Annotated in this window: 23 protein-coding genes, 1 tRNA gene and 2 pseudogenes; 9 read left to right on the top strand and 17 right to left on the bottom strand. The window is 55.2% G+C overall.

Annotated features, from left to right (window positions below):
- On the bottom strand, positions 1 to 2,490 hold a 2,490-nt coding region (locus ACTHYN_RS11195), incomplete at its 3' end, for a M66 family metalloprotease (protein WP_441812535.1).
- Positions 2,491 to 2,814: 324 nt separating this feature from the next.
- Here ACTHYN_RS11195 and ACTHYN_RS11190 point away from each other — a divergent pair.
- Positions 2,815 to 4,176 (top strand): phospholipase D family protein, encoded by a 1,362-nt coding sequence (locus ACTHYN_RS11190; protein ID WP_441812534.1) that lies wholly within the window; start codon positions 2,815 to 2,817, stop codon positions 4,174 to 4,176.
- Positions 4,177 to 4,187: 11 nt separating this feature from the next.
- Here the strand turns inward: ACTHYN_RS11190 and ACTHYN_RS11185 are convergent, their stop codons facing one another.
- The 3 genes and pseudogenes from ACTHYN_RS11185 to ACTHYN_RS11175 form a co-directional block, all read right to left on the bottom strand.
- Positions 4,188 to 4,595 carry a hypothetical protein gene (locus ACTHYN_RS11185; protein WP_441812533.1) on the bottom strand — a complete coding sequence of 136 codons (408 nt, stop codon included), beginning with the start codon at positions 4,593 to 4,595 and terminating at the stop codon, positions 4,188 to 4,190.
- Positions 4,596 to 4,618: 23 nt separating this feature from the next.
- Positions 4,619 to 5,223, bottom strand: a pseudogene (locus ACTHYN_RS11180) (HipA family kinase).
- Between the two features lie 308 nt (positions 5,224 to 5,531).
- The gene (locus ACTHYN_RS11175; RefSeq protein WP_441812532.1) at positions 5,532 to 5,903 is read right to left on the bottom strand and encodes a VOC family protein; all 372 of its coding nucleotides are present in this window, start codon (positions 5,901 to 5,903) and stop codon (positions 5,532 to 5,534) included.
- 132 nt (positions 5,904 to 6,035) lie between these two features.
- Here ACTHYN_RS11175 and ACTHYN_RS11170 point away from each other — a divergent pair, with 132 nt between their 5' ends.
- Positions 6,036 to 6,554, top strand: a complete 519-nt coding sequence (locus ACTHYN_RS11170; RefSeq protein ID WP_441812531.1) for a lipocalin family protein — start codon at positions 6,036 to 6,038, stop codon at positions 6,552 to 6,554.
- A gap of 298 nt (positions 6,555 to 6,852) precedes the next feature.
- Here the strand turns inward: ACTHYN_RS11170 and ACTHYN_RS11165 are convergent.
- The 12 genes and pseudogenes from ACTHYN_RS11165 to def form a co-directional block, all read right to left on the bottom strand.
- Positions 6,853 to 8,237: pseudogene (locus ACTHYN_RS11165) on the bottom strand (N-6 DNA methylase); the annotation flags it as partial.
- Between the two features lie 18 nt (positions 8,238 to 8,255).
- Positions 8,256 to 9,326 carry a Fic family protein gene (locus ACTHYN_RS11160; RefSeq protein WP_441812530.1) on the bottom strand — a complete coding sequence of 357 codons (1,071 nt, stop codon included), beginning with the start codon at positions 9,324 to 9,326 and terminating at the stop codon, positions 8,256 to 8,258.
- Positions 9,327 to 9,462: 136 nt separating this feature from the next.
- A complete protein-coding gene (locus ACTHYN_RS11155; protein WP_441812529.1) occupies positions 9,463 to 10,413 on the bottom strand; it encodes a type I restriction-modification enzyme R subunit C-terminal domain-containing protein in 951 nt (316 codons plus the stop codon).
- 5 nt (positions 10,414 to 10,418) lie between these two features.
- Entirely contained in the window at positions 10,419 to 10,823 is a 405-nt protein-coding gene (locus tag ACTHYN_RS11150) for a hypothetical protein (protein ID WP_441812528.1), read from the bottom strand.
- A gap of 116 nt (positions 10,824 to 10,939) precedes the next feature.
- Positions 10,940 to 11,016, bottom strand: a tRNA-Pro gene (locus tag ACTHYN_RS11145).
- 28 nt (positions 11,017 to 11,044) lie between these two features.
- Positions 11,045 to 11,611, bottom strand: a complete 567-nt coding sequence (gene gmhB, locus ACTHYN_RS11140; protein WP_441812527.1) for a D-glycero-beta-D-manno-heptose 1,7-bisphosphate 7-phosphatase — start codon at positions 11,609 to 11,611, stop codon at positions 11,045 to 11,047.
- 2 nt (positions 11,612 to 11,613) lie between these two features.
- Positions 11,614 to 13,695 carry a glycine--tRNA ligase subunit beta gene (glyS, locus tag ACTHYN_RS11135; RefSeq protein WP_441812526.1) on the bottom strand — a complete coding sequence of 694 codons (2,082 nt, stop codon included), beginning with the start codon at positions 13,693 to 13,695 and terminating at the stop codon, positions 11,614 to 11,616.
- Between the two features lie 2 nt (positions 13,696 to 13,697).
- Positions 13,698 to 14,717, bottom strand: a complete 1,020-nt coding sequence (gene glyQ, locus ACTHYN_RS11130; protein WP_441812525.1) for a glycine--tRNA ligase subunit alpha — start codon at positions 14,715 to 14,717, stop codon at positions 13,698 to 13,700.
- Between the two features lie 156 nt (positions 14,718 to 14,873).
- Positions 14,874 to 16,253 carry a Trk system potassium transporter TrkA gene (gene trkA / locus ACTHYN_RS11125; protein WP_441812524.1) on the bottom strand — a complete coding sequence of 460 codons (1,380 nt, stop codon included), beginning with the start codon at positions 16,251 to 16,253 and terminating at the stop codon, positions 14,874 to 14,876.
- Positions 16,250 to 17,551: a 16S rRNA (cytosine(967)-C(5))-methyltransferase RsmB gene (gene rsmB / locus ACTHYN_RS11120; protein ID WP_441812523.1), complete on the bottom strand. Its 1,302-nt coding sequence runs from the start codon at positions 17,549 to 17,551 to the stop codon at positions 16,250 to 16,252. Before rsmB ends, trkA begins: the two co-directional genes overlap by 4 nt.
- Before the next feature lies 1 nt (position 17,552).
- Positions 17,553 to 18,488, bottom strand: coding sequence for a methionyl-tRNA formyltransferase (gene fmt, locus ACTHYN_RS11115; RefSeq protein ID WP_441812522.1), 936 nt, complete (start codon positions 18,486 to 18,488; stop codon positions 17,553 to 17,555).
- A 95-nt stretch (positions 18,489 to 18,583) separates the two neighbouring features.
- Positions 18,584 to 19,087: a peptide deformylase gene (gene def, locus ACTHYN_RS11110; RefSeq protein WP_441812521.1), complete on the bottom strand. Its 504-nt coding sequence runs from the start codon at positions 19,085 to 19,087 to the stop codon at positions 18,584 to 18,586.
- A 347-nt stretch (positions 19,088 to 19,434) separates the two neighbouring features.
- On the opposite strand from def, the gene ACTHYN_RS11105 reads away from it, so the two are divergent.
- The 7 genes from ACTHYN_RS11105 (at position 19,435) to ACTHYN_RS11075 (ending at position 25,697) form a co-directional block, all read left to right on the top strand.
- Positions 19,435 to 20,454: a LysM peptidoglycan-binding domain-containing protein gene (locus ACTHYN_RS11105; RefSeq protein ID WP_441812520.1), complete on the top strand. Its 1,020-nt coding sequence runs from the start codon at positions 19,435 to 19,437 to the stop codon at positions 20,452 to 20,454.
- 67 nt (positions 20,455 to 20,521) lie between these two features.
- Positions 20,522 to 21,676 (top strand): DNA-processing protein DprA, encoded by a 1,155-nt coding sequence (dprA, locus tag ACTHYN_RS11100; RefSeq protein ID WP_441812519.1) that lies wholly within the window; start codon positions 20,522 to 20,524, stop codon positions 21,674 to 21,676.
- Positions 21,669 to 22,241: an L-threonylcarbamoyladenylate synthase gene (locus tag ACTHYN_RS11095; protein ID WP_441812518.1), complete on the top strand. Its 573-nt coding sequence runs from the start codon at positions 21,669 to 21,671 to the stop codon at positions 22,239 to 22,241. The genes dprA and ACTHYN_RS11095 overlap by 8 nt, the downstream gene beginning before the upstream one ends.
- 8 nt (positions 22,242 to 22,249) lie before the next feature.
- Positions 22,250 to 23,176: an oxygen-dependent coproporphyrinogen oxidase gene (gene hemF, locus ACTHYN_RS11090; protein WP_441812517.1), complete on the top strand. Its 927-nt coding sequence runs from the start codon at positions 22,250 to 22,252 to the stop codon at positions 23,174 to 23,176.
- 12 nt (positions 23,177 to 23,188) lie between these two features.
- The gene (gene aroE, locus ACTHYN_RS11085; protein ID WP_441812516.1) at positions 23,189 to 24,016 is read left to right on the top strand and encodes a shikimate dehydrogenase; all 828 of its coding nucleotides are present in this window, start codon (positions 23,189 to 23,191) and stop codon (positions 24,014 to 24,016) included.
- 69 nt (positions 24,017 to 24,085) lie between these two features.
- Positions 24,086 to 24,859, top strand: a complete 774-nt coding sequence (locus ACTHYN_RS11080) for a MotA/TolQ/ExbB proton channel family protein (RefSeq protein ID WP_441812515.1) — start codon at positions 24,086 to 24,088, stop codon at positions 24,857 to 24,859.
- A gap of 4 nt (positions 24,860 to 24,863) precedes the next feature.
- On the top strand, positions 24,864 to 25,697 hold the full coding sequence (locus ACTHYN_RS11075) for a flagellar motor protein MotB (RefSeq protein ID WP_441812514.1): 834 nt from the start codon (positions 24,864 to 24,866) through the stop codon (positions 25,695 to 25,697).
- Between the two features lie 40 nt (positions 25,698 to 25,737).
- Here the strand turns inward: ACTHYN_RS11075 and ACTHYN_RS11070 are convergent, their stop codons facing one another.
- Positions 25,738 to 26,277, bottom strand: a complete 540-nt coding sequence (locus ACTHYN_RS11070) for a gamma carbonic anhydrase family protein (RefSeq protein WP_441812513.1) — start codon at positions 26,275 to 26,277, stop codon at positions 25,738 to 25,740.
- Positions 26,278 to 26,404 lie beyond the last annotated feature (127 nt).

Here is a 26,404-nt window from a genome sequence, read left to right as displayed (position 1 = left end):
CAAAGCCTGAATATCGTTAGCCGCTGCGCCTTCCGCTTCTTGCTGGTTGACCAGAGCCTGCGCTCGCATGACAGTGTCACTGGTGTTCTGAATGCGAGCAAGAACCGGCTTTGCTGTTTCGCTCAGCCCATCCGCCATGTCAGCCGCAGAGTAACTGGCAAGCCAACGTTGTGCATCTGTCGGCAATACCGGCACGCTGTCGGCTGCGATGGCTTCCAGTGCGGTGTTCAATTTCGCGATTTCGAGGTCACGAAGCTGCTCGTAGCCGTGTTCCTGGCCCACAATGGCCACCGGGGGCAGTTCCGGGATCTCGCCATCAAAGGTTGTTTTGGTCAACTCAATATCCGTGCCATCGCGGCGGCAGGTCAACGTTGCTTCTGTAGGGCGGAAGGACGCCTCCAGATTGACGTGTAGTTGGTTAATGGTGCCGCCGTTATGGCGTTGAGCGGCCACTTCGATGCGTGTTTGCTCACCACTGGCATTTTGTACATCAACCCAACAGATACCGGTTGTGCGGGACATATCCGGCTCTGGCAAATCAAACACGTTGCCGTAGTTACCGTGGAATACCGGGTAGATAACCGCGTTGGTGCCATCCGGGTCGTAACCGCCCAGAACCGTCGCGACAGGCACGCCGGTTTTCACCGGAGCAAGAACGTTTCGCCAGGCCTCGAACTGATGGGTTTCGTATTGGCCGGCCTGTGTATCCCACTTTTTATAGCCGGTTTCGTAAGTTTCATCCGGAATGGGGAACCCAGCCAGATCGTTTTGGATAATGCGCGCCGAGTAGCCGGTATAAAACGTATATTCAGAGAATGGGGAACTGCCCCAGCCACCTGACATGGCGTCTTTGTAGTACCGAATACGTCCCATGAAATGGGAGCCAACAGGCTGGGCCTCCGCAGTCCAGCTATTATTTTCGAAATTGCTACGCATACGATTTCGGTAGGCAACATAGCCCCAACTACTGTCTGCATGGTGGCGCTGCCAGCGGCTGTCCTCGGTAAGCCCGCCGCCTGGATAATGGCCAAGCCCGTAGGCGTGTCCCCATTCGTGGCTTGCTTCGTTACCCAAAGTAGCGGTTACAGTACCTGCCCCGTTGCCACCACTGAGTCCATGCTCTTGACGCCCATTCTGATAATTGCCCCAGGCGTGGTGGTTGGTTATTTGCTTGAAGTTATGGAAATAAGACTGATTCATACTGTTGCTGGTAACGCCATAGCTTGCTTGGTTAATACCGATGCTGACCTGGGATTTTGCAACGTTTTCCCGCATGTCGCCTTCGTAGATGCTAGCGTTGTCGTAGTCGCTTTTGTCGGTGTAAATCGTGCCATCGGCAATAATAACTTTGTCCAGCTCCATATCGGCGTAGCTACCCATCACCAGCTTCGAAACGGGCAGGTTCTGGAAGTAATCAGTAGCCGCCATAACGGGATCATTCAAGGTAAAATGCTTCCAGTTCCGATCGACATGGGTCAGCATGCCAAGCCGAATAGACTGGAATACCAGCTGGCTGGCGTCACCGATATCTATGTCGGACGCAACCAGCCGGCCGGTCAGCGCGTCGGGGGCATCGCCGTTCACGGTAAAGGTCAAGGACAGGCCATTGCGCATCAGATTCCAGGGCAGCCGCACATTCCAGGCGTGGGTAGAGTATTCAACGCGACGTGGGCCAGAGTAATCCGATCTTGGTAGCGCGTTGGGATGGTTCATAACGAAGCGACCGGCCGGCTCACCGTTGAGAGTTGCCGTGACTTCAACTGTAATCGGAGTGTCCTGCGTATCCGGTGTGAACAGCAACAAGGCATCGCGCAGGGCAACCGGTTTCGGCGTGTACACGCTTTGGGTTTCGTCGCCCCCGTCTCTCACGAAATTGTTATGGGGCTTCACCGTATGGGATTGGGCAAAGGTGACCTGGCCCTTCAGCAGCCCGCCGGACAGATCATTGCGTAATGTTCGTTCATTGCCTTCGTAATCAATGGCGTCAAACGCAAGTACCTTGGCATCGCCGAGGTAAGTATCTGTGGGCAGAACCCGCAGCGCCTGTTCCTGAGTGGAACTGCCGGCATCAGATGTAACCGTGAGTGTGTACGGGGTGTATGCCGCTACGTCGTCCGCGCCAGGTGTGCCGCTGATTTCACCGGTAGCGGCATCCAGGTTCGCCCAATCGGGAAGGCCTGTGGCGCGGAACTGCAACGTCTTTGCACTCGTTTTTAACACGGGTTGGTAATGGTATGGTAGCTCAGCGACCGCGGGTGCCGGACTTCCAGTAATGTTCGGGGGCGAGGCCTCAGGACCACTCTCTCCGCCGCTGTCGCTGCCCGCTCCACCGGTGTCGCTAACCCCTCCGCCGCTGTCGCTAACCTCTCGAACGTTGTCGCTACCCACTTCGCTTTTATTGCTGGCCCATCCTCTGATGTCGCCGCCATCTTCACCACAGCCTGTCAAAATTAAGGCGCACAGCATGCCTATTAATTTGTGTCCACGCACTTTAAAAACCCCTTGGTTATTAGGAATGTAGCGCAGTTTAGTGGCCCGTTAAAAAAGGCATATGAATATTCTGTTACTTTTTGCAGTTTGTGACTTTGGTCGCTAAAGTGTTGTATAAAAAGAATATTTCCGGAATTTTTAAGTATTTAACATTGACATTCAGGTTGGAGAGCTGTTTTCACTCTGTGGCTATAGTCTTTGTAAGAATCTAAAAATCGGCGGGGGAACTGCTACACTTACCCGCCCGACCAGGCCGAAAATACGCGTCTGGGACGTGCCATTACGCCGCTAGAACAGGCACATCCTGGTAAGAGTGGCGTTGCGTTGCTTCAAAACCCCCACGACGCGTTCGCCGCACGGGCACTGTTGGCTGAAAGCGCCGAAGCCACACTGGATGTGCAGTATTACATCTGGCAGTACGACATCACCGGCACCATGTTGCTGGATGTTCTCTACCGGGCCGCCGAGCGTGGGGTTCGGGTTCGGCTGTTGTTGGATGACAATGGTATCTCCGGGCTGGATGACGCGTTGGCTGCGTTGAATACCCACCCGAACTTTGAGGTTCGACTGTTTAACCCGTTTGTGGTTCGCAGCCCCAAATGGATTGGCTACATCACCAGTTTTCAGCGGCTGAACCACCGCATGCACAACAAGTCTTTTACGGTTGATAACCAGGCCGCAGTGATTGGTGGGCGCAATGTGGCCGATGAATACTTCGGGGCTGGTCAGGGCGCGTTGTTTGCGGACCTGGATGTGTTGGCAATCGGCCCTGTGGTGCAGGAACTTTCCACTGACTTTGATCGTTACTGGTCCAGCGCCTCGGCATACCCTGCCGCGAGCATTCTGGATGAGGCGGATGAGGAGGATCTGGCAAAAGTGGTGGAAACCGCCAGAACCTGCAACGCCAGTTCCGAGGCCAGTCAATATGTGTGCGCAATCGAACAGTCTGCGTTTCTGCAGGACCTGTTGGCGGGCGACCTGGCGCTCACCTGGGCACCGGTTTCCATGATTAGTGACGACCCAGCCAAAGTGCTTGGCAAAAAACCGAAAAAAGGCCTTCTGAGCCAGCAAATGGCCGAGGCCATGGGCGACCCCAGGCACTCGTTGACTCTGGTTTCCCCCTACTTCATACCCACCAAAACCGGCGTGGAAATGTTCCGCAACCTGGAGCGCAAGGGCGTTGAGGTGCGGGTGTTGACCAATTCTCTCGAAGCGAACGACGTAGCCATGGTGCACGCCGGTTACGCGAAATATCGCAAACCCCTGCTGGAAGCGGGTGTGCAGCTTTTCGAGTTGCGCAAGCTGTCTGCCAACTCCGTTGAGAAAGGGCTGCAAAGCAGCCTGATGGGCAGTTCCTCCTCCAGTCTGCACGCCAAAACGTTTGCCATTGATGGAGAAAGTCTGTTTGTGGGCTCGTTCAACTTCGACCCCCGATCGGTGCACATCAACACCGAGTTGGGGTTTGTGATCGAAAGCCCTGAGCTTGCGCAGGTAATGGAAGACCACTTCGAGGAGCAGGTTCGGATAACGGCCTATGAAGTCGTGCTGGATGAAAAGGGCGACTTACAGTGGATAGAGCGCAACGGCGAAGAGGAAATCCGCCACAGCCACGACCCCGGCAGCGGGCTGTTCAAGCGGATGCTGGTGTCGATATTCTCATTTTTGCCGATTGAGGGGTTGCTGTAGGGGCAGCACTCTCAGTGGAGGGCCTGAGCAGCAAAATCGAGAATCTTCCGGTTTTCCTCGTAGGCGGCCAGCTGTATTCCCGCACCCTCAAGGCTATGCAAGGTTTCTTCAAACGCCTCATGGCGATGGTCACCCGCCTTGGTATCTTCGGGCCCTTTAACCGGAAACAGAATCGGGCCATGGAGTAACTTGCGCTTTTGCAGCTGTTCAACTTTCAGTCGCCAGTGGCCACCGTGCTCGATAATCGCGGTTGAATCAGCCTGGCCCAGAAACAAGGGTTTGATCACTCGCACGGCCTTTTGATTCAGCTCTTCGACAAACGGAAATGAGACACTGTAAATATTGTCCTGCACTTTCCGCTTATGGTAGCGCTTACCAAGGTTTTCTTGCTCCAGAAGACGCTTGATACCCTTCTCCATGAGCCGCTCCTGATACTCCTTGGTTACGAAGTTTCGGCCATTCTGTCAGTGTAGATCTGACGCTCAATCAAATCATCCGCAATGTCCGCAGCTACATCATTAAAAATAGGATCGCAGAAAAACGTGTCAGCAGTGACCTCAGGGTCGAAAGCCTGGTTGTGATCAATAACGATCAGTTCCCGCTTTCCAGGCTCTCAGAACAGATTGGGATTACCACCGTTCTCAGAAAAGCACCGGTCGCCGTTTGATATCCACCAGTCAAAACACAGAAGTGCTTTTCTAGTCTCTAGTGGAACCTCCGAAATTTGAGGATAGGTTATTTCAGTAACGCGCCTTTCAAGAGAACCGAACGCTGGTCCTGCTCCCAGGGCTCGTGCATGATCAGCTGGTAAAACCTCAAGAATTTCTTCCGGCACCGTGACAAGGTTGAATGGGGCAATGGGTATATCGAAGTGCAGCGCTAGGTTCCCTGAAATCCATTCTTTGATCTGACTGTCCCGGCCCGCGCCAATACTTTGACAAAGTAGAAGTTGTCATCGTTACCCCTGCAGATAAAAGGCTTGGTAATCCCGTGTTCCGAGCGGCGGATGACCTCAATGATCTCAACTGTCGGTAGAGCTTTGGCCACAGAGGGTATGTCCTTTCCCCATATTCCATGATGCGGGAAAGCGCCTTGGTTCTCCTGCAATACGAATGCTTCAGAGGTGCCGCGCCCCTGCTGGTTCGTCGAGCGAGGCGCATGTTGCCAAGAAGCGGATGTGTTTCGAATTTTGGTCTGGTGCCAGCGGGTTGTCAAACAGACACTTGAGCGTCTCAGACCTTGGTTACTGCACCTACACCGAGGCTGACCATTTCCGTACCGTCACTAAAATAGCCTTAGGTGGTTATTTATGCTCTGCTTTTTCGTCGTTTGGGCCTGGCGGTGGCGTTCCACACTTAGCCGAACTCGAAGAACGCGACCTTGTTGCCGTCCGGATCGCGCACATAGGCGCCGTAGAACATATCCGGAATACGCTGCCCCGGTTCGCCGTCGCAGGTGGCGCCTAGTTCAATGGCCTTGTGATAAAACGCATCCACAGCCTCTTTCGAGCCTGCCGGAATGGCCACCATACTGCCGTTGCCGGGATGATTGGGTTCGCCGTTGAACGGAGTGCACACCGCCAGCATGGGCGAGCCCATGTCTTTGCCAATAAACGCAATCCGTTCCATATTCATCAGCACCTTGGCGCCAAGATCACCCAGCAGGCTGGTATAAAAGGCTTTGGCCCGATCCATATCACTGACACCGAGCGTAACGTATCCGATCATAGTGAACTCCTTGGTTGATTTGCGCCATACATACGTAGGCAGCGACGATCTGGAGCTTAGCAGCTAAACCGAAAATCCGGGACCACGCTTTGGTAAGGTGATAACCCGCCGACGTTTTCAGGAGATGTTTTGATGAAGTGTATTCTGGTTTTCATAACTGCATTGTGTTTACTCAGCGCCTGCACCGGAGTGCCCCAGGATATTGAACCGGTTACCGGTTTCGACCAGCAGCGCTATCTGGGCACCTGGTACGAAATCGCCCGACTGGATCATTCCTTTGAGGAGGGGCTCAGCAGGGTGACCGCCAACTACAGCCTGAACGACGACGGCAGCATCAAGGTCATCAATCGGGGCTACAACGCCGAAGAAGGCCAGTGGCAGGAAGCAGAAGGCCGGGCGGTGTTCGTGGGCGACAGCGACGTGGGCCACCTTAAAGTCTCCTTTTTCGGGCCTTTCTACGCGTCGTATGTGGTGTTTGAATTGGATAGCCAATACGCCACCGCCTACATTACCGGCTACAAGCGGGATTACCTGTGGCTGATGTCGCGCACGCCCGAAGTGAATGGCCAGGCGCTGGCGACTTTCAAAACCCGCGCCGTGGCGGAGGGCTTTGATTTAACCGAGTTGATTATGGTGGAGCACGCCAGGTAGCGAGTGCGCTACCACCCTTCTATAAACCTTTTTATGAAAAAGCTGGCCTTGAAGTTAATCCGAATAAAACGGGCCGGACCCAAGCTACAGGGATCTAAGGCTGCACCCGGATCACGATGACGCCTTCTTTCGGGTTTTCTTCACTGGCTTCATGGCCGCACGCTCCGCTTTGATTCTCTCCAGCAACGCCCCTGCACTGTTCTCCCCGGAAGGCTTTGGCCAGGATGGACTGGGTGAGGTTGTTAACGCGGGCCAGGGCGTTGTTGACCTGTTGTTCGATGCGGTCGGCGTGGGCGAAGAGTTGGTCTACTTGGTGGATGATTTCGGTTTGCTTCTCTAATTCGGGCGCATAAATCTCGAAGGTTCCTAGTGATGACGTATTCAAGTATGGCTGATCTGAGCCTTTCAGGGCATCCACACTGTCACTGTCTTTCAGCCAGGAAATATCCAGCGAATCGCCCTTGTTCTCAGCAATCCACTGGCGGCTGAAGCTGCGCCAGCGGCTGTGGGCGAGTTTTGGGTCTATTCCCTCGTTTTCGCTGGTGCTTTCGGGCAATGCCACCTCTTCTGAGTGGAAGCTGTGTTCGCCTTCGGTGCGGTTTTTGGGGTGGGCAATGGGGTTTTCACCCTCTCCCCGGCCCTCTCCCGTCAAGGGAGAGGGAGGAAAAGCGAACTCCCCTGTTGGTTGAGAAGGTGAGAAAACAGCTTCGAAGGGAGTTAGGTGTTGGTCGCCGAACGGTGTGCGTTTGCCAAAGCTGGGCATGTTGGTGCGTAGGTCGTATACCCAGACGGTTTCGGTGCAGTTTTCTTCCTGATTCTTGTCTGTTTCACTGCCTTTGGTGAAGAACAGCGCGTTGGTTTTCACGCCCTGAGCGTAAAAATGCCAGTAGGCAGGCGCAGGATGGTGTGCAGATTGCACTTGTGCATCAAATCGCGGCGCACGTCTGTGCCTACTCCGGCTTCAAACAGTACGTTGTCTGGCAGTACTACAGTGGCGCGGCCACCGGGTTTGAGGTTGCGGTAAATGTGCTGCAAGAAGGCCAGTTGTTTGTTGCTGGTTTTGTAGGTGAGGTCGTCGGTCTGGCTTTTGATGTATTCGTGGGCCGCAATCGAAAAGCCTGCCGTACCAGCCGACGGGTCCTGTATGCGCTCGCCGGGTTGGGGTTTCAGGCAGCGCACCATGGTGTTGATCAGGGCGCGGGGAGTGAAGTACTGACCGGCGCCGGATTTGGTTTCGTTGGCGTTCTTTTCCAGCAGGCCTTCGTACAGGTCGCCCAGGCCGTCTTTCTGGGCGCTGAACCAGTCAATCTGATCCAGTGTTTTGATCATCTGCTCCAGGTGCCGAGGTTCCCGCAGGCGGGTTTGGGCATCGGCGTAGATGGCGCTGATCAGCGGGTCGTCGTGCACCAGGGTGCCGTCGCCATCCTTGCCGGTGGACAGGCTGAGCAGGATGCGTTTGTAGTCGTTCAGCAGGTTGATACCGGATTTTCCGTTCAGGTCGGTCCAACGGCAGCCTTCGGGGAGTGGGTGCTTTTTCAGGGTGCCGGCTTCGGTGTTCTCGTGGACCATTTTGATGAACAGCAGCAATACCAATTCGGTCACGTAATCCGAGTAGTTGATGCCGTCGTCCCGCAGTACGTCGCAGAGGTTCCAGAGTTTTTGGACTATGTCGTTGTTGGTCATGGATGCTTCCGGGTAATGTTAAGCGCGCTCGAGGAACAGCGCCATCAGCGGTGAGTTGATGTAGAAATTGCTTCGCCCCACCTTGGTTTTCTCCAGCAGGCCAATGTTGACCAGTTCATCCAGGTACTTGGTGGCGGTGATTCGGCTGACGGCCAGATCCTCCATCACGAACTCGATCTTGGTATAAGGATGGTTAAACAGATTGTTCAGAAGCTCCTGGCGGTAAATTTTCGGGCACTCGTCCCGCATACGGTGCTTAGCATGCTGCATCAGTTCCCGAATCTGGCCGATTAGTGCGATAGTTTGTTGGGCAGTTTGGCTAACACCTTCAAGCATATAGAGCAGCCACGGTTCCCATTCACCTGTATCGCGAACGGCTTGCAGTTCCCGGTAGTAGCCGGCTTTGGTCTGTATCAGGTAGCGACTCAAATAGAGCACCGGAAGGTCGAGAAGATCTTTTGCAACCAAATAGAGCATGTTAATGATGCGTCCGGTTCGGCCATTGCCATCGTAGAAAGGATGAATGCTTTCAAATTGGTGATGGATTATGGCCATTTTAACCAGTGGGTCCGCATCGCACAGTTCGTCATCATTGATGTACGCCACCAGATTAGTCATCAAGTCTTCGATTTCCCGAGCCGACTGGGGTGGTTCATACACCACCTCGCCGGTGCCCTGATTTTTCAGAGCGGTTCCTGGAAGTTTGCGCAGACCCGCGCGATTTTTCTCCAAGGTTTCCTGAATCAAAAGTATGTCATTCAGGCGAATCAACCTGGATTTTCGAACACTTCGGAATCCGGCCCTTAGTGCAGTGGCATAGTCCTGCACTTCCTTGGTTTCGGGCGACACACTGGCTTCATCTGCTACCACGGCGCGATAAAGATCATCCTGAGTGGTAATGATATTTTCAATTTCGGAACTGTGCCGGGCTTCTTGCAAAGTCAGCGTGTTGATCAGTATTTCTTCATTGGGAATAGTTGCGGCGACGCCCTTCAGCTCCGCCAGGTAGCGATGAGCTTCCGCCGCCTTTTTCAGCACGGTTCTGGATTCCCACTGTTCAACCTGCTTTAAGGGTAACGTTGGCAGCACAGACTATCCCTTTCTCAATTCGTGTATAGAAAAGCCAAAAATCTATACATGTCGGGGAGGATATGCAAAGGAAACTGCAGTTTTCTATATATGTGACATGTCACGGATGTAGAAAAACGCAAAATCTATGCATGTTCTAGGCACTCTTCTCAGGCCACATCGCCTCATTCAACTCTTCCAGCACCGTATCCAGCTGCGCCCCCAGAATCTTGTCCATTTGCCTGGCGCCGCCATCATCAGCAAAGCGGGTGTTCACAAACTCCCGGTCGATGATGACTTCGTGCACTAGCTGCTTAGCCAGCCGTTCCAGCCATTTGCGCTGATTCGGGGTCCAACTGTGTTGGGTGAGAATGCGGTCCATGGCTTTGGCTACGCGTTCTTCGAAGGGAATCAGGGCTTCGCCGAGGGCTGCGTGGCGGATATAGCCGATGATGCTGGCGGCTATGTCTTTGTTGGTCTGGTTGCGCACGGCGCTTTGCAGGCGGGCTTCGGAGTAGCCGTGGTTGTCCAATAGCAGTTTCACCTCTCGTAACTGCTCGCGAGTGAGGTCGCGGGGCTTGTTAACCACTACCGCCAGGGAGGCAGACTGGTTGAGTTGCCGTTTGATGAACTCGTTGAAGCTGTCCAGATAGTCTTCGGGTTTTGCGTGTACGCCGCAGCTTTGGGTGCGTTCGCGAATCTCGTCTTCGTGATCGGAAATCAGTGGCATGGTTTCGCTGCCCACCAGCGATTTCACTTCGGCTAACTGGTTTAACAAGCCACTGTGTTGCTTGATGAACTCTGAGGCTTGGCGCGGGCCGAGTTTGTGTAGGTGTAGGTGTTGGTGTAGAGATTTGGGCTCGACGCCCCAGCTTTGCTGCAGCTCGTCCAGTTTTTGCTTAAGGGCTGGGCGGTTTTCGGCTTTGTTGTCGGCCTTGCGCAGTACCCGCATAAGTTTTTGGCTGAGCTGGCTGAGTACTACGTCGGCCTGGCTTTCGTCCGGTAACTCGCCGGGGCTGTTCAAGGCTTTTTCAAGCTGCTCTTCGTCGGTGAGTTCGTCTACCAGCTGTTCCAGGGTGATGTTGGGGTCTTTCACCAAGGGCTTCATGGTGTTCACATCTTGCAGATATGGGGTACGTCTATGCCGGTGGTCAGCAGGTCTACGGTGATGGCAATGTTGGGGTAGCGTTCGTTTTTGTAGCGGCGGATGAGTTGATCCACTTTATCGCTCTGGCCGGTGATCTTGGCTACGGCGGCTTCGTTGTACTGGCCGTTGTAGAGATCTTTGAAGGCATCGTAGAGCAGATCGGATTGGCTGGTTTGCTCGTCAAACTCAATGACACAGAGGGCGGCCAAGTGCTGGGCCATGGCTTCGCCAAGCTGGCGGAGTTTGATGAGGGTGGTGTTGGGGTCGCTGGAAAAAGCACGTTCTGCAGCTTCGGCAAGTTCCACAAACAGCGAATCGTGTTCGGCCAGAAAACCAAAATTGCCTGACCTGTGCACTGTTTCCGATTTCAACGCATCCCTCCGTTTCAGCTTAAGCTCAGAACATTAGCAGACTTACTATAGATACAAAAATAACAGGAGTGAATGGCGACAGATAGGGTGAGGTTAAAGCAGGTAAAGCGGGAGGTTGGTCGGCGTGGCAGGATTCGAACCTGCGACCCCTTCGTCCCGAACGAAGTGCGCTACCAAGCTGCGCCACACGCCGACTAACAGTCGTTAGTATACGGTTTCACTCATTTTTTTTCCAGCCCCTCAGCCAATAAAACCGCATCTGCAAAAGCCCTGAGGTTGTCGTGAGTGATCACGCTTGCGCCGGGTATTGGCCGGGTTTGAAGGTCTTGCTCGGTGTACTTTCCGTTGCCGGTGCGCACCAGTACCGTTTGGCAGTTTTCCGCAAGGCCCGCCTCCAGGTCCTTGCGGCTATCACCCACCATTACGGCACCCTCCAGAGTGCTTAGCTGTAAGTGGTCCCGAATCTGGTCCAGCAGGCCGGTGAGCGGCTTGCGGCAACCACAGTGCTCATCAGGATGGTGTGGGCAGTAGGCGATGAAATCTATATGGCCGCCTTGCGCTTCCACCAGTTGTGCCATTTTTTGGTGCATGCTGTCCAACACGTCTGCGCCGTAGAAACCACGAGCTATACCGGATTGGTTGGTGGCGATAGCAAGTCGGTGGCCGGCTTTGTAAAGCCGTGCCACCGCTTCGATGCTGCCGGGAATGGGGAGCCATTCATCTACAGAGCAGATGTAGCTGCCGTTGTACTGGTTAATGACCCCGTCCCGGTCGAGGATGATGAGCATGGTTAGCCAGCGGCAGGCAACAGTGAGATGTCCGCAACCCGCAGGAACAGGTTGTGCAGACGGTTGAGCAATGCCAGTCGGTTATCCCGCACAGCTTCATCCTCGGCCATAACCATCACGTCGTTGAAGAAGCTGTCTACGGGTTCCTGCAGGCTCGCCAACGATTGCAGCGCATTGGCGTAGTCGCCCTGCTCGAACAGTGGCAGTACCTTGTCTGCCTGTTGCTCAACCTTTGTGGCCAACGTTTTTTCGGCGGCATCCTGCAGCAGGCCGTCGTTTACAGCTTCGCCCACACTATCGCCGCCCTGCTTGGCCAGGATGTTCGATACACGTTTGTTGGCACCGGCCAGGGCCAAAGCCTCCGGTAGCTGGCGGAAAGCTTCTACAGCCTTTATGCGGCGATCGAAATCCAGCGGGCGGGTTGGCCGGCGAGCGTGAACGGCAAGATACACCTCTGCACCAATGCCCTGCTCGTCATAATGGGCACGGAACCGCTCTAGCATGTAATCCACCACGTTGGAGGCGGTATTCTCAGCGCTCAGCCCGGTGAAGTTTTCTTCTGCCCATTCGCAGCAGGTTTGCAGATCCAGCGGCAGCTCCCGCTCTACGATGATGCGCAACACGCCCAAGGACGCGCGGCGCAGGGCGAACGGGTCGCGGGTACCGGAAGGCGGCTGGCCAATGCCGAATAGCCCAACCAGTGAATCCAGGCGATCTGCGATGGCGAGCGCACAGCTGGTCAGGGTTGTGGGCAGGCTGTCTTTGGCGAAGCGTGGCATGTACTGCTCGTTCATGGCTTTTGCTACATCGGCCGGTTCGCCATCGTCGGCGGCATAGTACTGGCCCATAATGCCCTGAAGGTCGCTGAACTCCAGTACCATTTCTGTGACCAGATCCGTCTTCGCCAGCATGGCGGCGCGCTCGGCCAGAGCCGGGTCACTGCCGATGGCGGTGGCGATTTTATTGGCCAGAGCTGCCACCCGAACCGCTTTGTCGTAAACGCTGCCGAGTTTTTCCTGGAACACAATCGGCTTGAGCCGTTCCACACGATCTTCTAACCGGGTTTTACGGTCGTTTTCATAGAAGAACGCGGCATCTGCCAGGCGCGGGCGGATCACCTTTTCGTTACCGGAGACAACCTGAGAGGGGTCTTTGCTCTCAATGTTGGCTACGGTAATAAACAGCGGCAGCATATCGCCGTTGTCGTCCACCACATGGAAGTACTTCTGGTGTTCTTCCATGGACGAAATCAGTGCTTCTGCAGGTACTTCCAGAAAGCGCTTGTCGAAACGGCCCATCAGCGGCACCGGCCATTCGTTCAGGCCGGTTACTTCATCCAGAAGGTCTTCATTGATGACTGCGTTGCCGCCCGCCTCGGCCTTGGCGAGGGCACTGACGCCGGCCCGGATTTGCTCACGACGCTTGGCGAAGTCGGCGATCACATAACCTTCCTGCTCAAGGACAACCTCGTAATCTGCTGGCGTTGGGATAATCAGCGCCTTGGGACAGTGGAAGCGGTGGCCCAGGGTTTTGTTGCCGGGCGTTAGCCCCATGATGGGCGCATCAATCACCTTGTTGCCGTACAGCATCACCAGCCAATGGACAGGGCGCACAAACTCGGTGCGGTGCGCACCCCAGCGCATGCGCTTGGGAATAGGCAGTGCCGCCAGCGACTGTTCTACCAGCCCGGACATCAGATCGACTGTTGGCTTGCCCTGCTCAATAGTGCGATAAACCAACCATGCACCTTTGTCGGTTTCCAGAGTGTCGAGTTGGTCTGGTGTTACGCCCAAGGATGTGGCGAAGCCGGTCAGGGCCCGTGTTGGGTTACCGGAATCGTCGAAAGCTGCCTTCACGGCTGGACCGCGCTTTTCAACAGGCTTGTCTGGTTGTGCATCGGCCAGATCGCGAATGCGGACCGCCAGGCGGCGTGGTGCGGCAAACACTTCGACTTTATCGAATGCGATGCCTGCCTCTTCCAGGCCTTTGGCAATGCCCTGAGTGAAGGCTTCAGACAGAGGTTTGAGGGCTTTGGAGGGTAGTTCCTCAACGCCCAGTTCTACTAGAAAATCCTGTGTTGCCATGATTATGCCTTTCCCTCTACCTGCTGTGCCTGCTTCGCTTTTTTGCCTTTCTTGCTGCCCGCTTTGCTGTCTGCGGCTATGGCCAGCACTTCATCCCGAATATCGTCTTTGGCCAGTGGGAAACCAAGCTTGCGGCGGCTGTCGAAATACGCCTGGGCAACGGCTCGGGCCAGGGTGCGTACGCGCAGGATAAAACGTTGGCGCTCGGTGACCGAGATGGCATGACGGGCATCCAGCAGATTAAACGTGTGAGATGCTTTCAAAACCTGTTCATAGGCCGGCAGAGCAAGGCCTGCGTCTATCAACCGGGCGCTTTCGCGCTCATGAACATCAAAACTCTGGAACAGAAACTCAGTATCTGCGTGTTCAAAGTTGTAGGTAGACATCTCCACTTCTTGCTGGTGGAACACGTCACCATAGGTGACCACGCCCTCCGGGCCCCGGGTCCAGACCAGGTCGTACACGCTGTCGACGTTCTGCAAATACATGGCAAGGCGCTCAAGGCCGTACGTAAGCTCGCCGGTAACCGGATAGCATTCAAGGCCGCCCACCTGCTGAAAGTAGGTGAACTGGGTCACTTCCATGCCATTGAGCCAGATTTCCCAGCCCAGCCCCCAGGCGCCGAGTGTGGGCGATTCCCAGTTGTCTTCTACAAAACGAATATCGTGAACCAGTGGGTCGAGGCCCAGAAACCGCAGCGAATCGAGGTAGATTTCCTGAAAGTTATCCGGGGAGGGCTTGAGCACAACCTGAAACTGGTAATAGTGCTGCAGACGGTTGGGGTTATCGCCATAGCGCCCGTCTGTGGGGCGTCGGCTTGGCTGTACATAGGCCGCATTCCAGGTTTCCGGCCCAATGGACCGCAGGAAGGTAGCCGGGTGAAAGGTACCAGCGCCCACTTCCATATCCAGCGGCTGAAGTACCACGCAGCCATGCTGCGCCCAGAAATTCTGCAGAGCCAGAATCAAGCCCTGAAAGGTCTTGATATCGGGAGTTGTGCTGTTTGTCGCCTTGTCTATCACTACGCTCGCCTGCTGATTCGGTCTGTGTGTATCCGCTCTTCCACTTAATCTGGAGCCAATCTTCAATGTGCCCGGAAGAGGGTCATGCTGAAAAAGGCGTATTATACGCGCGCCCAAGCGGTATTTCTAAGTGGGATTCATGCTCTTGATTTTGAACTAGAAGAACGTAAGCCCAACCGCGAAGAGTTTTTCAACCTCTCGCACCCGGGACTTGTCTACCAGGAACATAATAACGTGGTCGTCTGGCTGTACCCGCAAGTGATCGTGGGCGATCAGCACTTCGTTGTGACGAACGATGGCACCAATGGTTGCGCCCTGGGGCAAGTTTATTTCATCCAGTCGGCGGCCAACGACCCTGGACGTTTTGTGATCGCCGTGGGCAATCGCCTCGATGGCCTCCGCAGCCCCTCTGCGCAGTGAGTGAACATTCACAACGTCGCCTCGGCGCACGTGGGTGAGCAAGCTGCCAATGGTGGTTTGCTGAGGCGAGATTGCTACGTCAATTTCGCCGCCTTGAATCAAGTCGACATAGTCCGGATTGTTGATCAGGGTAAAAACTTTGCGGGCGCCCAGGCGTTTGGCCAATAACGAAGCCATTATGTTGGCTTCGTCGTCGTTGGTTACGGCTATGAATACGTCGGTGTTTTCGATGTTTTCTTCCAGCAGTATATCCTTGTCTGCGGCATTGCCCTCCAGCACAACGGTTTTGCGGAGCTTTTCGGAGAGCAGTACACAGCGCTCATGACTGCGATCCAGTAGCTTTACCTGGTACCGGTTTTCCAGGGTATCGGCCAGGCGCTGGCCAATATTTCCGCCGCCGCAGATAAAAATACGCTTGTAGGTTTTTACCAATGGCTGCAGTTCGCTCATCACCGAACGAATGTGGCTGGCGCCGGCGATGAAAAACACCTCATCGCCGTCCTCTATCACCGTATTGCCCTTGGGCATGATGGCGTGGTCTTTACGGAAAATGGCGGCCACTCGGGTATCAATCTTGGGCATATGCATGCGGAAATAAGACAATTCCCGCCCCACCAACGGCCCGCCTTCGGTGGCACGAATGGCGACCAGCCTGGCCAGGCCCTTGGAGAATTCCAGTATCTGCAGGGCACCCGGGTACTCAACCAGGCGAGTGATGTGCCGGGTAACCAGCTGCTCAGGGCTGATCATTACGTCAATGGGAAAACCGCCGTCTTTGCCAAACAGTTTTTTACTGCTAGCCAAATAGTCACTGGCCCTTACACGACTGATTTTGGCGGGCGTGTTGAATAAAATGCTGGCGATTTGGCAGGCGACCATGTTGGTTTCGTCGCTGTTGGTGACGGCGATTAACATGTGGGCGTCGTCGGCGTCGGCCTGGTTCAGTACCGATGGGTAGGAGGCATTGCCCTGCACGGTGCGAATGTCCAGACGATCCTGAAGCTCCCGGAGCCGCACCGCATCTGTGTCGATGACGGTTATATCGTTGGCTTCGCTGGCGAGGTTCTCAGCGAGCGTACCGCCTACCTGGCCGGCACCGAGGATTAGAATTTTCATAGTTCGGGTTTCTCCAGTACGGCATAGAAAAAGCCGTCATGGCTGACCGGGTCCGGGAGAAGCTGTCGCCCTGCGCCCATGTCGCATCCCCACTGAACGTCTGGCGTTGCAAGAACAGCATCAGCCTGTTTTTTCAGAAACCGTTGAATTATACGGTGATTTTCCTGGGGAAACACGGAGCAGGTTGCGTAGAGCAGGCGCCCGCCCGGCTTGAGCACCGACCACATGGCCGCCAGAAGCCCGAGCTGTATGGCTGCCAGCGGCACTATGTCGGTTTCCCTGCGAAGTAGTTTTATATCCGGGTGGCGTCGTATCACGCCGCTTGCACTGCAGGGCACATCCAGCAGAATGCGGTCAAAAGGTTGGCCGTCCCACCACTGCTCCGTGTTTGCGGCGTCTGCCTGCAGCAGGCTGGCCCGAAGATCCAGACGGTCGAGGTTTTCCTGCACCCGTGGCAAGCGCGCGGCAGATTCGTCGATGGCCACGACTTCTGCCAGCTCCAATTGGTTTTCCAGAATTGCACAGGTTTTTCCGCCGGGTGCGGCACAGGCATCCAGAATCCGTTGTCCCGGAGCCAAATCGAGCAGAGTTGTGCATAACTGAGCCGCTTCGTCCTGAACGCTGACTGCGCCGTCGGCAAACCAGGGTAACTGATCTACCTGTACCGGGTGGCTGAGTTGGATGCCGTAGGGCGCAAAACGGGTAGCGGTCGCCTCAATGCCGGCTTCGTTTAATAGTGCCAGATATTCATCACGGCTAAATCGCAGGGCGTTTACCCGCAGTGTCATGGGAGCTTGGGCGTTATTGGCTTCCAGAATTTGCTGCCAGTTATCTGGCCAGTTATGACGCAGTTTTTTCACCATCCAAACCGGATGGCTGAAGCGGCTGGCGTCCGTTGTTGGTTCTGGCGCACCTTCACGCTCAGCCGAACGCAACACACCATTCACCAGACCTGTCAGGTGAGGTTTGTCGAGGGCGCGGCAGGCTTCTACAGATTCGTTCAACACGGCGTAGTTAGCTTGTTGGCTGAAACGCAACTGGAATAGCGCCACCATCATCAAGTGATGAATAACGCGATCGGGTTTCTTAAGGGGCTTCTTTAGCCGGTCGTTCAGTTCGCTGTCGAGCCGATGAAACCAGCGGCAGGTGCCATAGCAAAGCGCCTGAAGTACCGGGCGCTCGTTGGGCGCAAGGCTTTGCAGAGCTGGCGGCAGGCATTGCGATAGCGACTCGCCGTTCTCTACCGCCAATAAAACACTGGCGGCAACTGCGCGCATGGGTCGGCTCTGGTCGCCCATGTCAGTTGAGCTCCTGGCCGGGCAGCAGCAGGTGCTTGCCGCCGTTAATCAGGTCGTTCACGCTTTGGGCGCGTGAGCCAGGCAATTGTAGCCGGGTGATGCGCAAAGTGCCTGTGTCGCAGGCCACGTCAATCCCCTCTCGCTCCCGCCGTATTACCGTGCCTGCCGGTTTCTGGCTGTGCTCATCGGTGGCGCTCGCTTCGTGTATTCGCAAGCGTTGTTGTTCCAGATCGGTAAAGGTGCCGGGCCAGGGATTAAAGGCCCGAACCAGGCGCTCGATGATGGCCGCGCTTTGGGTCCAGTCAATATGGCCCTCTTCCTTGGATAGCTTATGGGCGTAGCAGGCCTGTTGGTTGTCCTGAACGTTGCCACTAAGCTCGCCCTTCTCCAGCTGTGCCAGTGCGTCAATAATGGCCTGGCCACCCAACTCGGCAAGGCGGTCGTGGAGGCTGCCGCCGGTATCCGTTGATTCAATTGCGGTTCGGGTTTTCAACAGCATGGCGCCAGTATCCAGGCCTTTGTCCATCTGCATAATGGTTATGCCGGTATGTTCATCACCGGCGGCAATGGCTCGGTGGATAGGTGCGGCGCCACGCCAGCGGGGCAGTAAAGAAGCGTGAATGTTGAGGCAGCCGTGAGACGGAATGGCCAATACGGCTTCAGGCAGTATCAACCCGTAGGCGGCAACAATCATCACGTCGGGTTGCAGATCTGCCAGTTCCTGCTGCTCTTCCGGGGTTTTCAGGCTTTCGGGCTGGTATACCGGAATGGCGTTATCCAGGGCGACCTGTTTTACCGGGCTGGGTTGAAGTTTGCGGCCACGGCCAGCTGGCCGGTCTGGCTGGGAATACACGCCTACGATGGTGTGATGGGTGCCCAGCAAGGCTGTAAGAGCGGTAGCTGCAAAATCCGGGGTGCCAGCAAAAACAAGTCGCACGGTATTGGGTCTCTGTTCCGTTGAATACGAAAAGACCGGGCCAGGGCCCGGTCCGATGCTTGTTACAGGGTTCTCACGCGCTGTTCAGGCAATGTTCACGCACTCTGCTTTTGCTGTTTTTCCAGCTTCTTGCGAATGCGGGTGCGCTTGAGGTTGCTCAGGTAATCGACAAACAGCTTGCCGTTCAGGTGGTCCATTTCGTGTTGGATACACACCGCCAATAGGCCGCGCGCTTCGATTTCGAAGGGCGTTCCGTCGCGATCCTTTGCGCGGATAATGCAGTGCTCTATCCGTTCTACGTCTTCATAAAAGCCGGGAACTGACAAGCAGCCTTCCTGCATGGCTTCAAGATCACCATCCAGCACTTCAACCGATGGATTGATGAACACCCTTGGTTCGCTCTTGTCTTCAGACAAATCCATAACGATGATTTGCTTGTGAACGTTTACTTGGGTGGCAGCCAGACCAATACCGGGCGCATCGTACATGGTCTCGAACATATCGTCGATTAGGGTACGGTCGGCGTCTGTGACCTCATTTACCGGTTTGGCAATGGTACGCAGGCGAGGGTCTGGGTATTCGAGAATGTCTAGTATCATGGTGCTCGTATACCTAACGTTTAACGTTGTCTTTTGTAACCGTGTGAAAGCGATCTCTGAAATGCGACAGCGTACTGCGCAAATTGTTCCTCTGGCACTAATATAAGCAGCGTTGTGCCTCTTTGGGTACATTATCCAACAATTTGTCGATTGAGTACAAACTGATCAGGCAATAGTTAAAATCTTTCGTAAATGCCATAGAATTTACTGGAAGAACAAAAGATAACATCACAATTTGCGAGACTTCTTCTATAGTATCCGGCATGACAACGTAATAAGCTGCAGGCAACTGACTGCATCCTTACCTGAATGCATAGAATCAAGGCACGCGATCAAGGACTTAGACAATGAGGAAACTGCTGTACGCTCTGGCGGCCACTACGCTGCTATTAACCTCGTGGGCTCAGGCTGCACCAGAACTGCGGTCTGATCATCCTGAGCGGTACACTGTTGTGAAGGGTGATACTCTCTGGGATATTTCAGGGCGTTTTTTGAGTGACCCGTGGTACTGGCCAGAGATCTGGCACGTTAACCCGCAGGTGTCCAACCCACATTTGATTTATCCGGGCGATCGTCTTGCTCTGGTTTATATCGATGGAAAACCCCGTATTACCAAGGTGAAGTCTGACAATGGTGTAGTAAAGCTGTCACCAAAGGTACGCTCTGAGCGGATTGATACGCCAATACCGGCCATTCCGCTGGATGCGATCAGTAGCTTTTTGACGGATACCCGCATTGTCAGCCCCGAGCTGATCAATGAAGCGCCGTATATTCTGGAAGGCGAAGACGGCCGCATCATTATCGGTGCTGGCGACCGGGTGTATGCCCGTGGCACAAAGCCCGCCGATAAAGTGGGTGTGTTCCGTCGCAGCAAGGAATTTGTGGACCCGGATACCGACGAATTTCTCGGCCTGGAAGCGCGCAGCATTGCCCGCGGTGATGTGTCTGCCGAACATGGCGATGTTCTGACGGTAGATCTGACAAGCTCCAGTGAAGAAGTGCGCATTGGTGATCGCTTGCTGGTTAACGAAGACCGGCGCTTAACCACCAGCTTTATGCCTAGCTCCCCTGACAATCAGGTGGAAGGCAAAATGATCTCTGTGGATAGCGGCGTTACCCAGATTGGCCAGTATAACGTGGTGGCTCTGAACCTTGGCGGTCGTGAAGGGATAGAAGCCGGCAATGTGATGGCTATCCTCAAAAGCGGAAATATGGTACGCGACCCTATCACCAAAGAAACCGTTGAGTTGCCTTCCGAGCGGGCTGGCTTGCTGATGGTATTCCAGGTTTACGAAAAAATGAGCTATGGCTTGATCCTGCAGGCAACACGCCCGCTGGCGGTTGGCGATAAGGTGACCAACCCCTGATCACATAGTTGGCTAATCAAAAGCCGGGCCAGGAAGGCCCGGCTTTGTTGTTTACAAGGATGATGCTGTGTTTTCCTCTCGCTCTGCGCAGTGGCTGTTTCTTACCTGTTTGCCAAAATTTGGGCGCACCCGGCGGCGAGCCTTGCTCGTATCCATTCCCGATCTCACGGATCTTTTCACCAAAAACCCCGCAACGCTCAAGGCCTATGGCCTGAACGGCGAGGCCGTAGCAGCCATTCTTGCCTGGCAGCGTCGGGATGAAAGCAATGCGGTAGTCAACGCCGTTCGGCAGATTTTGACGGACTGCGAGCGACACGCAATAGAAATAGTCAGCTGGCAGCACCCTCATTACCCGGAAGCCCTTCGACACATTCACGATGCACCACTGGTGCTGTATTCCCGGGGTGATACCGGTTTGTTGAGCCGGGACCAGGTTGGCATTATTGGCAGTCGCAATGCCACACCGGCCGGGCTTGATCATGCTCGCCGTTTTGCAGCAGAGTTGAGCAAGCGCGGTTTGCTGATAACCAGTGGGCTGGCCCTGGGTGTAGATGGTGCGGCCCATGCGGGGGCACTGGATGCGGGCCACGCTACCATTGCAGTGATTGGGTGTGGTCTTGATCGCATTTACCCGAACCAGCATCGCCGGCTAGGCCAGAGGGTAATCGACTATGGCCTGATGATCTCTGAATACCCGCCGGGGACGCCAGCAAGAGCTGCGCACTTCCCTCAACGCAACCGCATTATCAGCGGTTTGAGCCGCGGTATTCTGGTGGTAGAGGCCGGCCTTAAAAGTGGCTCCCTGATTACAGCTCGCTTGGCACTGGAGCAGGGGCGTGAGGTTTTTGCGATTCCCGGCTCCATTCACAGCCCGGTGGCGCGAGGCTGCCACGATTTGATCAAGCAGGGCGCCCGCCTGGTTGATCGGGTAGACGATATTCTGGAAGAATTGGGTACAGCCTGGTCGTTCCCGGCTGGTTGCAGCTTGCCAGATCCGGGCGCCGCACGCACAGGTATGGCACAGCCGGTAGCTGGCCGGATGGATACGCTTAACAGCAGAGAAATCGCGGTGTTCAAGGCATTAGGGTATGATCCCCAGTCAACCGATGCACTGTGCTCAGCAACCGGCCTGCCGGCCGATCAGCTTGTTCAGTCTCTTCTAATTCTTGAACTTGAAGGGTTGGTAAGTTCTGCCCCCGGAGGTTTCCAAAAAATTGCCTGAGCCCAGTTCCTTAGACGACCAACAGTTACAGCTGGCTCGTAGTGTGATCTTGCGTGGCGGGGTTATCGCCTACCCCACGGAGGCTGTCTGGGGGTTGGGGTGCGACCCATGGAATCTTTCGGCGGTTACGCGCATTCTCACGCTCAAGAACCGGCCTGTGGAAAAAGGAATGATTTTGGTTGCGTCGTCTGTGGCGCAGGTTCATTTTCTGCTGGATCTCCTACCGGAAAAGCTTTACCAAGAAGCCCTTAGCCATTGGCCCGGCCCTGTTACCTGCCTGCTGCCAGATGTGAACAAACAGATTCCCGATTGGGTGCGTGGTGATCACAACACGATTGCGGTCAGAGTCAGCGAACACCCGGTGGTCAAGGCGCTGTGTGAAACCACGGGCATGCCTTTGGTTTCCACGTCCTGCAACCCCGCCGGGCAAGAGCCAGCGCTTAATGCACGGCAGGTTGTCGACTATTTTGGTGATCAACTCGATCAAATTGTGCCGGGTGCGCTTGGCGGCAGCCAGAAACCCAGTCACATCATTGATATTGTGAGCGGTAAACAGCTTCGTTAGGAGAACTCATGCCACAGCAACCGGATAGTAATGCCGTTAAGCAGTACCTGCTTGGCCTGCAAGACACCATATGCCAGCGCCTGGAAGCGCTGGAAGGCGGCGCAAAGCTTGTGCGTGATGCCTGGGATCGGCCAGAGGGCGGCGGCGGAGTAAGCCGCGTGATCAGCGATGGCCGGGTGTTTGAAAAAGGGGGGGTTAATTTCTCCCATGTAATGGGCGACACCATGCCGGCGTCTGCCACCGCCCACCGCCCCCACCTGGCGGGCGCTCCCTGGCAGGCCATGGGTGTCTCCCTGGTGATTCACCCGAACAACCCTTATGTCCCCACTTCCCACGCCAACGTCCGATTTTTTATTGCCACGCCGAAAGATGGCCAACCGGTTTACTGGTTTGGCGGCGGCTACGACCTGACGCCCTATTACGGCTTTGACGAAGATTGCGTGCACTGGCACAAGACCGCCAGGAATGCCTGCGCATCGTTTGGCGAAGATACCTATCGGCGCTATAAAGACTGGTGTGACGATTACTTTTACCTGAAGCACCGGGACGAACCGCGAGGTGTGGGCGGGCTTTTCTTCGACGACCACAATACCGGTGATTTCGAGCAGGATTTCGGGCTGATGAAGTCCGTGGGCGACAGTTACATTGAGGCGTATGAACCCATTGTTCGGCGCCGCATGGGCCTTGCCTTCGGCGAGCGCGAACGGGATTTTCAGCTCTACCGCCGTGGCCGGTATGTGGAGTTTAATCTGGTGTATGACCGGGGCACTTTGTTCGGTTTGCAGTCTGGCGGGCGCACAGAATCCATATTGATGTCATTGCCGCCTTTAGTAAGGTGGGATTACAGCCGGGTACCGGAAGCGGGTAGCGAAGAAGCCCGCCTGACGGAGCATTTTTTAACCGGGCGCGATTGGCTGGCCGACGACGGGCAGTAAGTGGGGTATGTCATGAGTAATGAGCTTTACGCGGTGGTGGGCCACCCGATAAATCACAGCAAATCGCCGAAAATTCACAGCCAGTTTGCTCAGCAGACTGGCGAGCCGATTGAGTACACAGCGATTCAAGCGCCTCTGGACGGTTTTGCGGTAACGGTTCGCCAGTTTTTTGAGGGCGGGGGTAAAGGCCTGAACGTCACGGTCCCCTTCAAAGAGCAAGCTTGGGAGCTGGCGGATTGCCGAACCGCGAGAGCTGAAAAAGCCGGTGCCGCGAATACCTTGTATCAAAACAATGAAAGCAAGTTGGTCGCCGACAACACCGACGGCCATGGGCTGGCTCGGGACTTGCTGAGCAATCATGGCGTGCGGTTAAAAGGTGCCAGAATACTGGTTTTGGGGTCCGGTGGCGCTGTACGTGGCATTTTGAGCCCCATGCTTGAACAGCATCCTGCCAGTTTAACGATCGCAAACCGCACGGTGGCCAAAGCAGAAGCACTGGCTACACTGTTCGCAGATGAGGCCGGCACCGCCACATTGAGCGCCTGTGGATTTGAAGAGCCGGATCAGCCGTTTGATCTGATTATCAACGGCACCAGCGCCAGTTTGCAGGGCGATTTACCCCCCCTTTGCGCAAATGTGATCACGGCAGACACAGTGGTGTACGACATGATGTACGCTTCACACACAACGCCATTTAACCAGTGGGCTTTGGATAACGGGGCCATACACGTGTTTGATGGCCTGGGGATGCTGATTGAACAAGCGGCCGAATCCTTCCAGGTATGGCGGGGTGTGCGCCCGGAAACAGTAACGGTTATTGATGCGATGCGTAACGGTTGAGACAGGGCGCCTTGGGCGGCTCATTCTCCAAAACAACAATCCGTAAGGGACTTTCTGTAAGGGCTGTGCATGGACATTCTTACCCTCGTAGGGCTTGTCGCCGGTATTTTGATCGTTATCCTGGCGATGCTGGCAAATGCCTCGCTTCTGACCTTCCTCAACCTTCCCGGTCTGGCGATTGTTTTGGGCGGCACATTTGCGGTCACGCTCATAAAGTTCCGCTTGTCCTCGGTTACCAGCGCGTTTCGACTGGCCATGAGCTCGGCATTTACCGACAAGGTCGACCGGCCGGCGGAGCTTATTCGTGAAGCGGGGGCGCTGGCTTTAGTCGTGCGCAAAGAGGGTGTGCTGGGGCTGGAAAACCACCAAACCAGCAACGAATTCCTCCAGAAGGCAATTAATTTATGCGTGGATGGCCACCCCCCTGAACTGGTTGAGGAGGCTCTGGCTCAGGAGTCCCAGCAGATGGCTGAACGTTATGAAGTGGCCGAGCGGGTATTCCGGGGCATTGGTGAGTCTGCGCCGGCAATTGGCATGCTGGGAACGTTGGTAGGCCTGGTACAGATGCTAAACTCGCTGGACGATCCGTCTTCCATCGGCCCGGCCATGGCGGTTGCCCTGTTAACAACTCTTTACGGCGCGTTTATTGCCCAGTTAATTGCCCTGCCCCTGGCCGACAAGCTGCAGCTGAAAGCGGAAGACGAAAGCCGCAATCAGGTACTGATCGTTACCTCCATCCGTAACATCATGCGCGGTGAAAACCCACGGGTGATGACCGAAATGCTCTCGTCATTTGTAACGCCGGATCAGCGCACAGGGCTGACGCCGGAGCGGGAGGGCTGACGCGTTGCAGCAACCCCGTAACAGCAAAAAGCCCAGACAGAAAAACCAAACGCCTGCGTGGATCGTGACGTTTGCCGATCTGGCCACCCTGCTGTTGACGTTTTTTATTCTGCTGTTGTCTTTCGCAGAAATGGATATCGAAAAATACAAAGCCATGGCCAATTCCATGTCCGTGGCTTTTGGTTCCGCCAACGTACTGGGCGATAGCATTGGCGGTTCGCCGATCACCCTGGTGGAGTCAGACACGGTCTCCCTGCCAGAGCCTACGGAGACACAGGCCCGAGAGCCCGAATTCATCGATGAACGGGCGCCAGAAACGGAAACCACGGTTATCCCGGGCGGTGTGCTGGATTTGACTCGCCGAATGATCAGCGAACTGGAAACTGAAGTGGCTTCGGGTGCTTTGAGTGTTAACTACGACCAAAACAAAGTGGTGATCCGGTTCTCCGAAGAAGCCACCTTCCGTTCTGGCCAGGCGTCTATCAAACCGGAAATGATCCCCATTATCGAACGGGTAGTGGGCGTGTTGGCTGGCTGCACCGGCGACGTGTTGGTTTCCGGTTACACAGACGACCGCCCTATTTCCAGCAGCCGATACCGCTCCAACTGGGATCTCTCCGCAGCCCGGGCGGTATCAGTCGTGCATGAACTCGTGCTGAACCGAAAGGTGCCTGCAGAGCGTGTCGTTGCTGCCGGCCGCGCGGAAACCAACGCCCTCGCCCCAAACGACACCCCTGAAAACCGGGCCCTGAACCGCCGGGTAGAAATCGCCATACGCGACCCCGAGTGCGATGATGCTATTTCAACGGGAGATCTACCGGTAGAAATCCTGCCCTGAATTTCCCGCGCCCCCCGGTTCATGTTGGTTGCCCTTATGATCAGCCCGGTTCGGCCAGATATTCGTCTTTGAGCTTGACGTAGTTGGCCGCTGTATATTTGAAAAACGTACGCTCGTTTTCCGACAAGGCCCGTGCCTTCTTACACGGCGAACCCACATAAAGGTGCCCGGATTCCAGGGTTTTCCCCGGTGGCACCAAACAACCGGCCGCAACAATTACCTCATCTTCCACCACGGCGCCATCCATAATAATGCACCCCATACCTACCAACACCCGACTACCCACAGTACAGCCGTGCAACAGGGCTTTATGCCCGACAGTGACATCATCGCCAATAATCAGCGGATAGCCTCCGGGGTTATAATCGCTGGCATGGGTGATATGCAGCACCGAGCCGTCCTGAATGCTGCAGCGATCGCCAATACGGATTTTGTGCATGTCGCCACGCACCACCGTCATTGGCCAGATGGAGCAATCGTCGCCGGTTTGAACATCTCCGATGACCACAGCACTGGCATCCACCAGAGCGCGTTCTCCGAAACTTGGCGTGGTACCCTTGTGAGAGCGTATATTCGTCATTACATATACCTTAGTTGCATTAACTCTGGAGTCGGGGGCAGCTATGCAGGAGGTTGTTCCAAAACTGTGCGGAGCCATGGATGGCGGAGCCCAAGCGTCACATGGATGTGCCGCAAGGAGCGTGTTT

It is taken from the genome of Marinobacter sp. (assembly GCF_052091845.1).
Classification (GTDB): domain Bacteria; phylum Pseudomonadota; class Gammaproteobacteria; order Pseudomonadales; family Oleiphilaceae; genus Marinobacter.
This window is presented reverse-complemented; position numbering and strand designations above follow the sequence as displayed.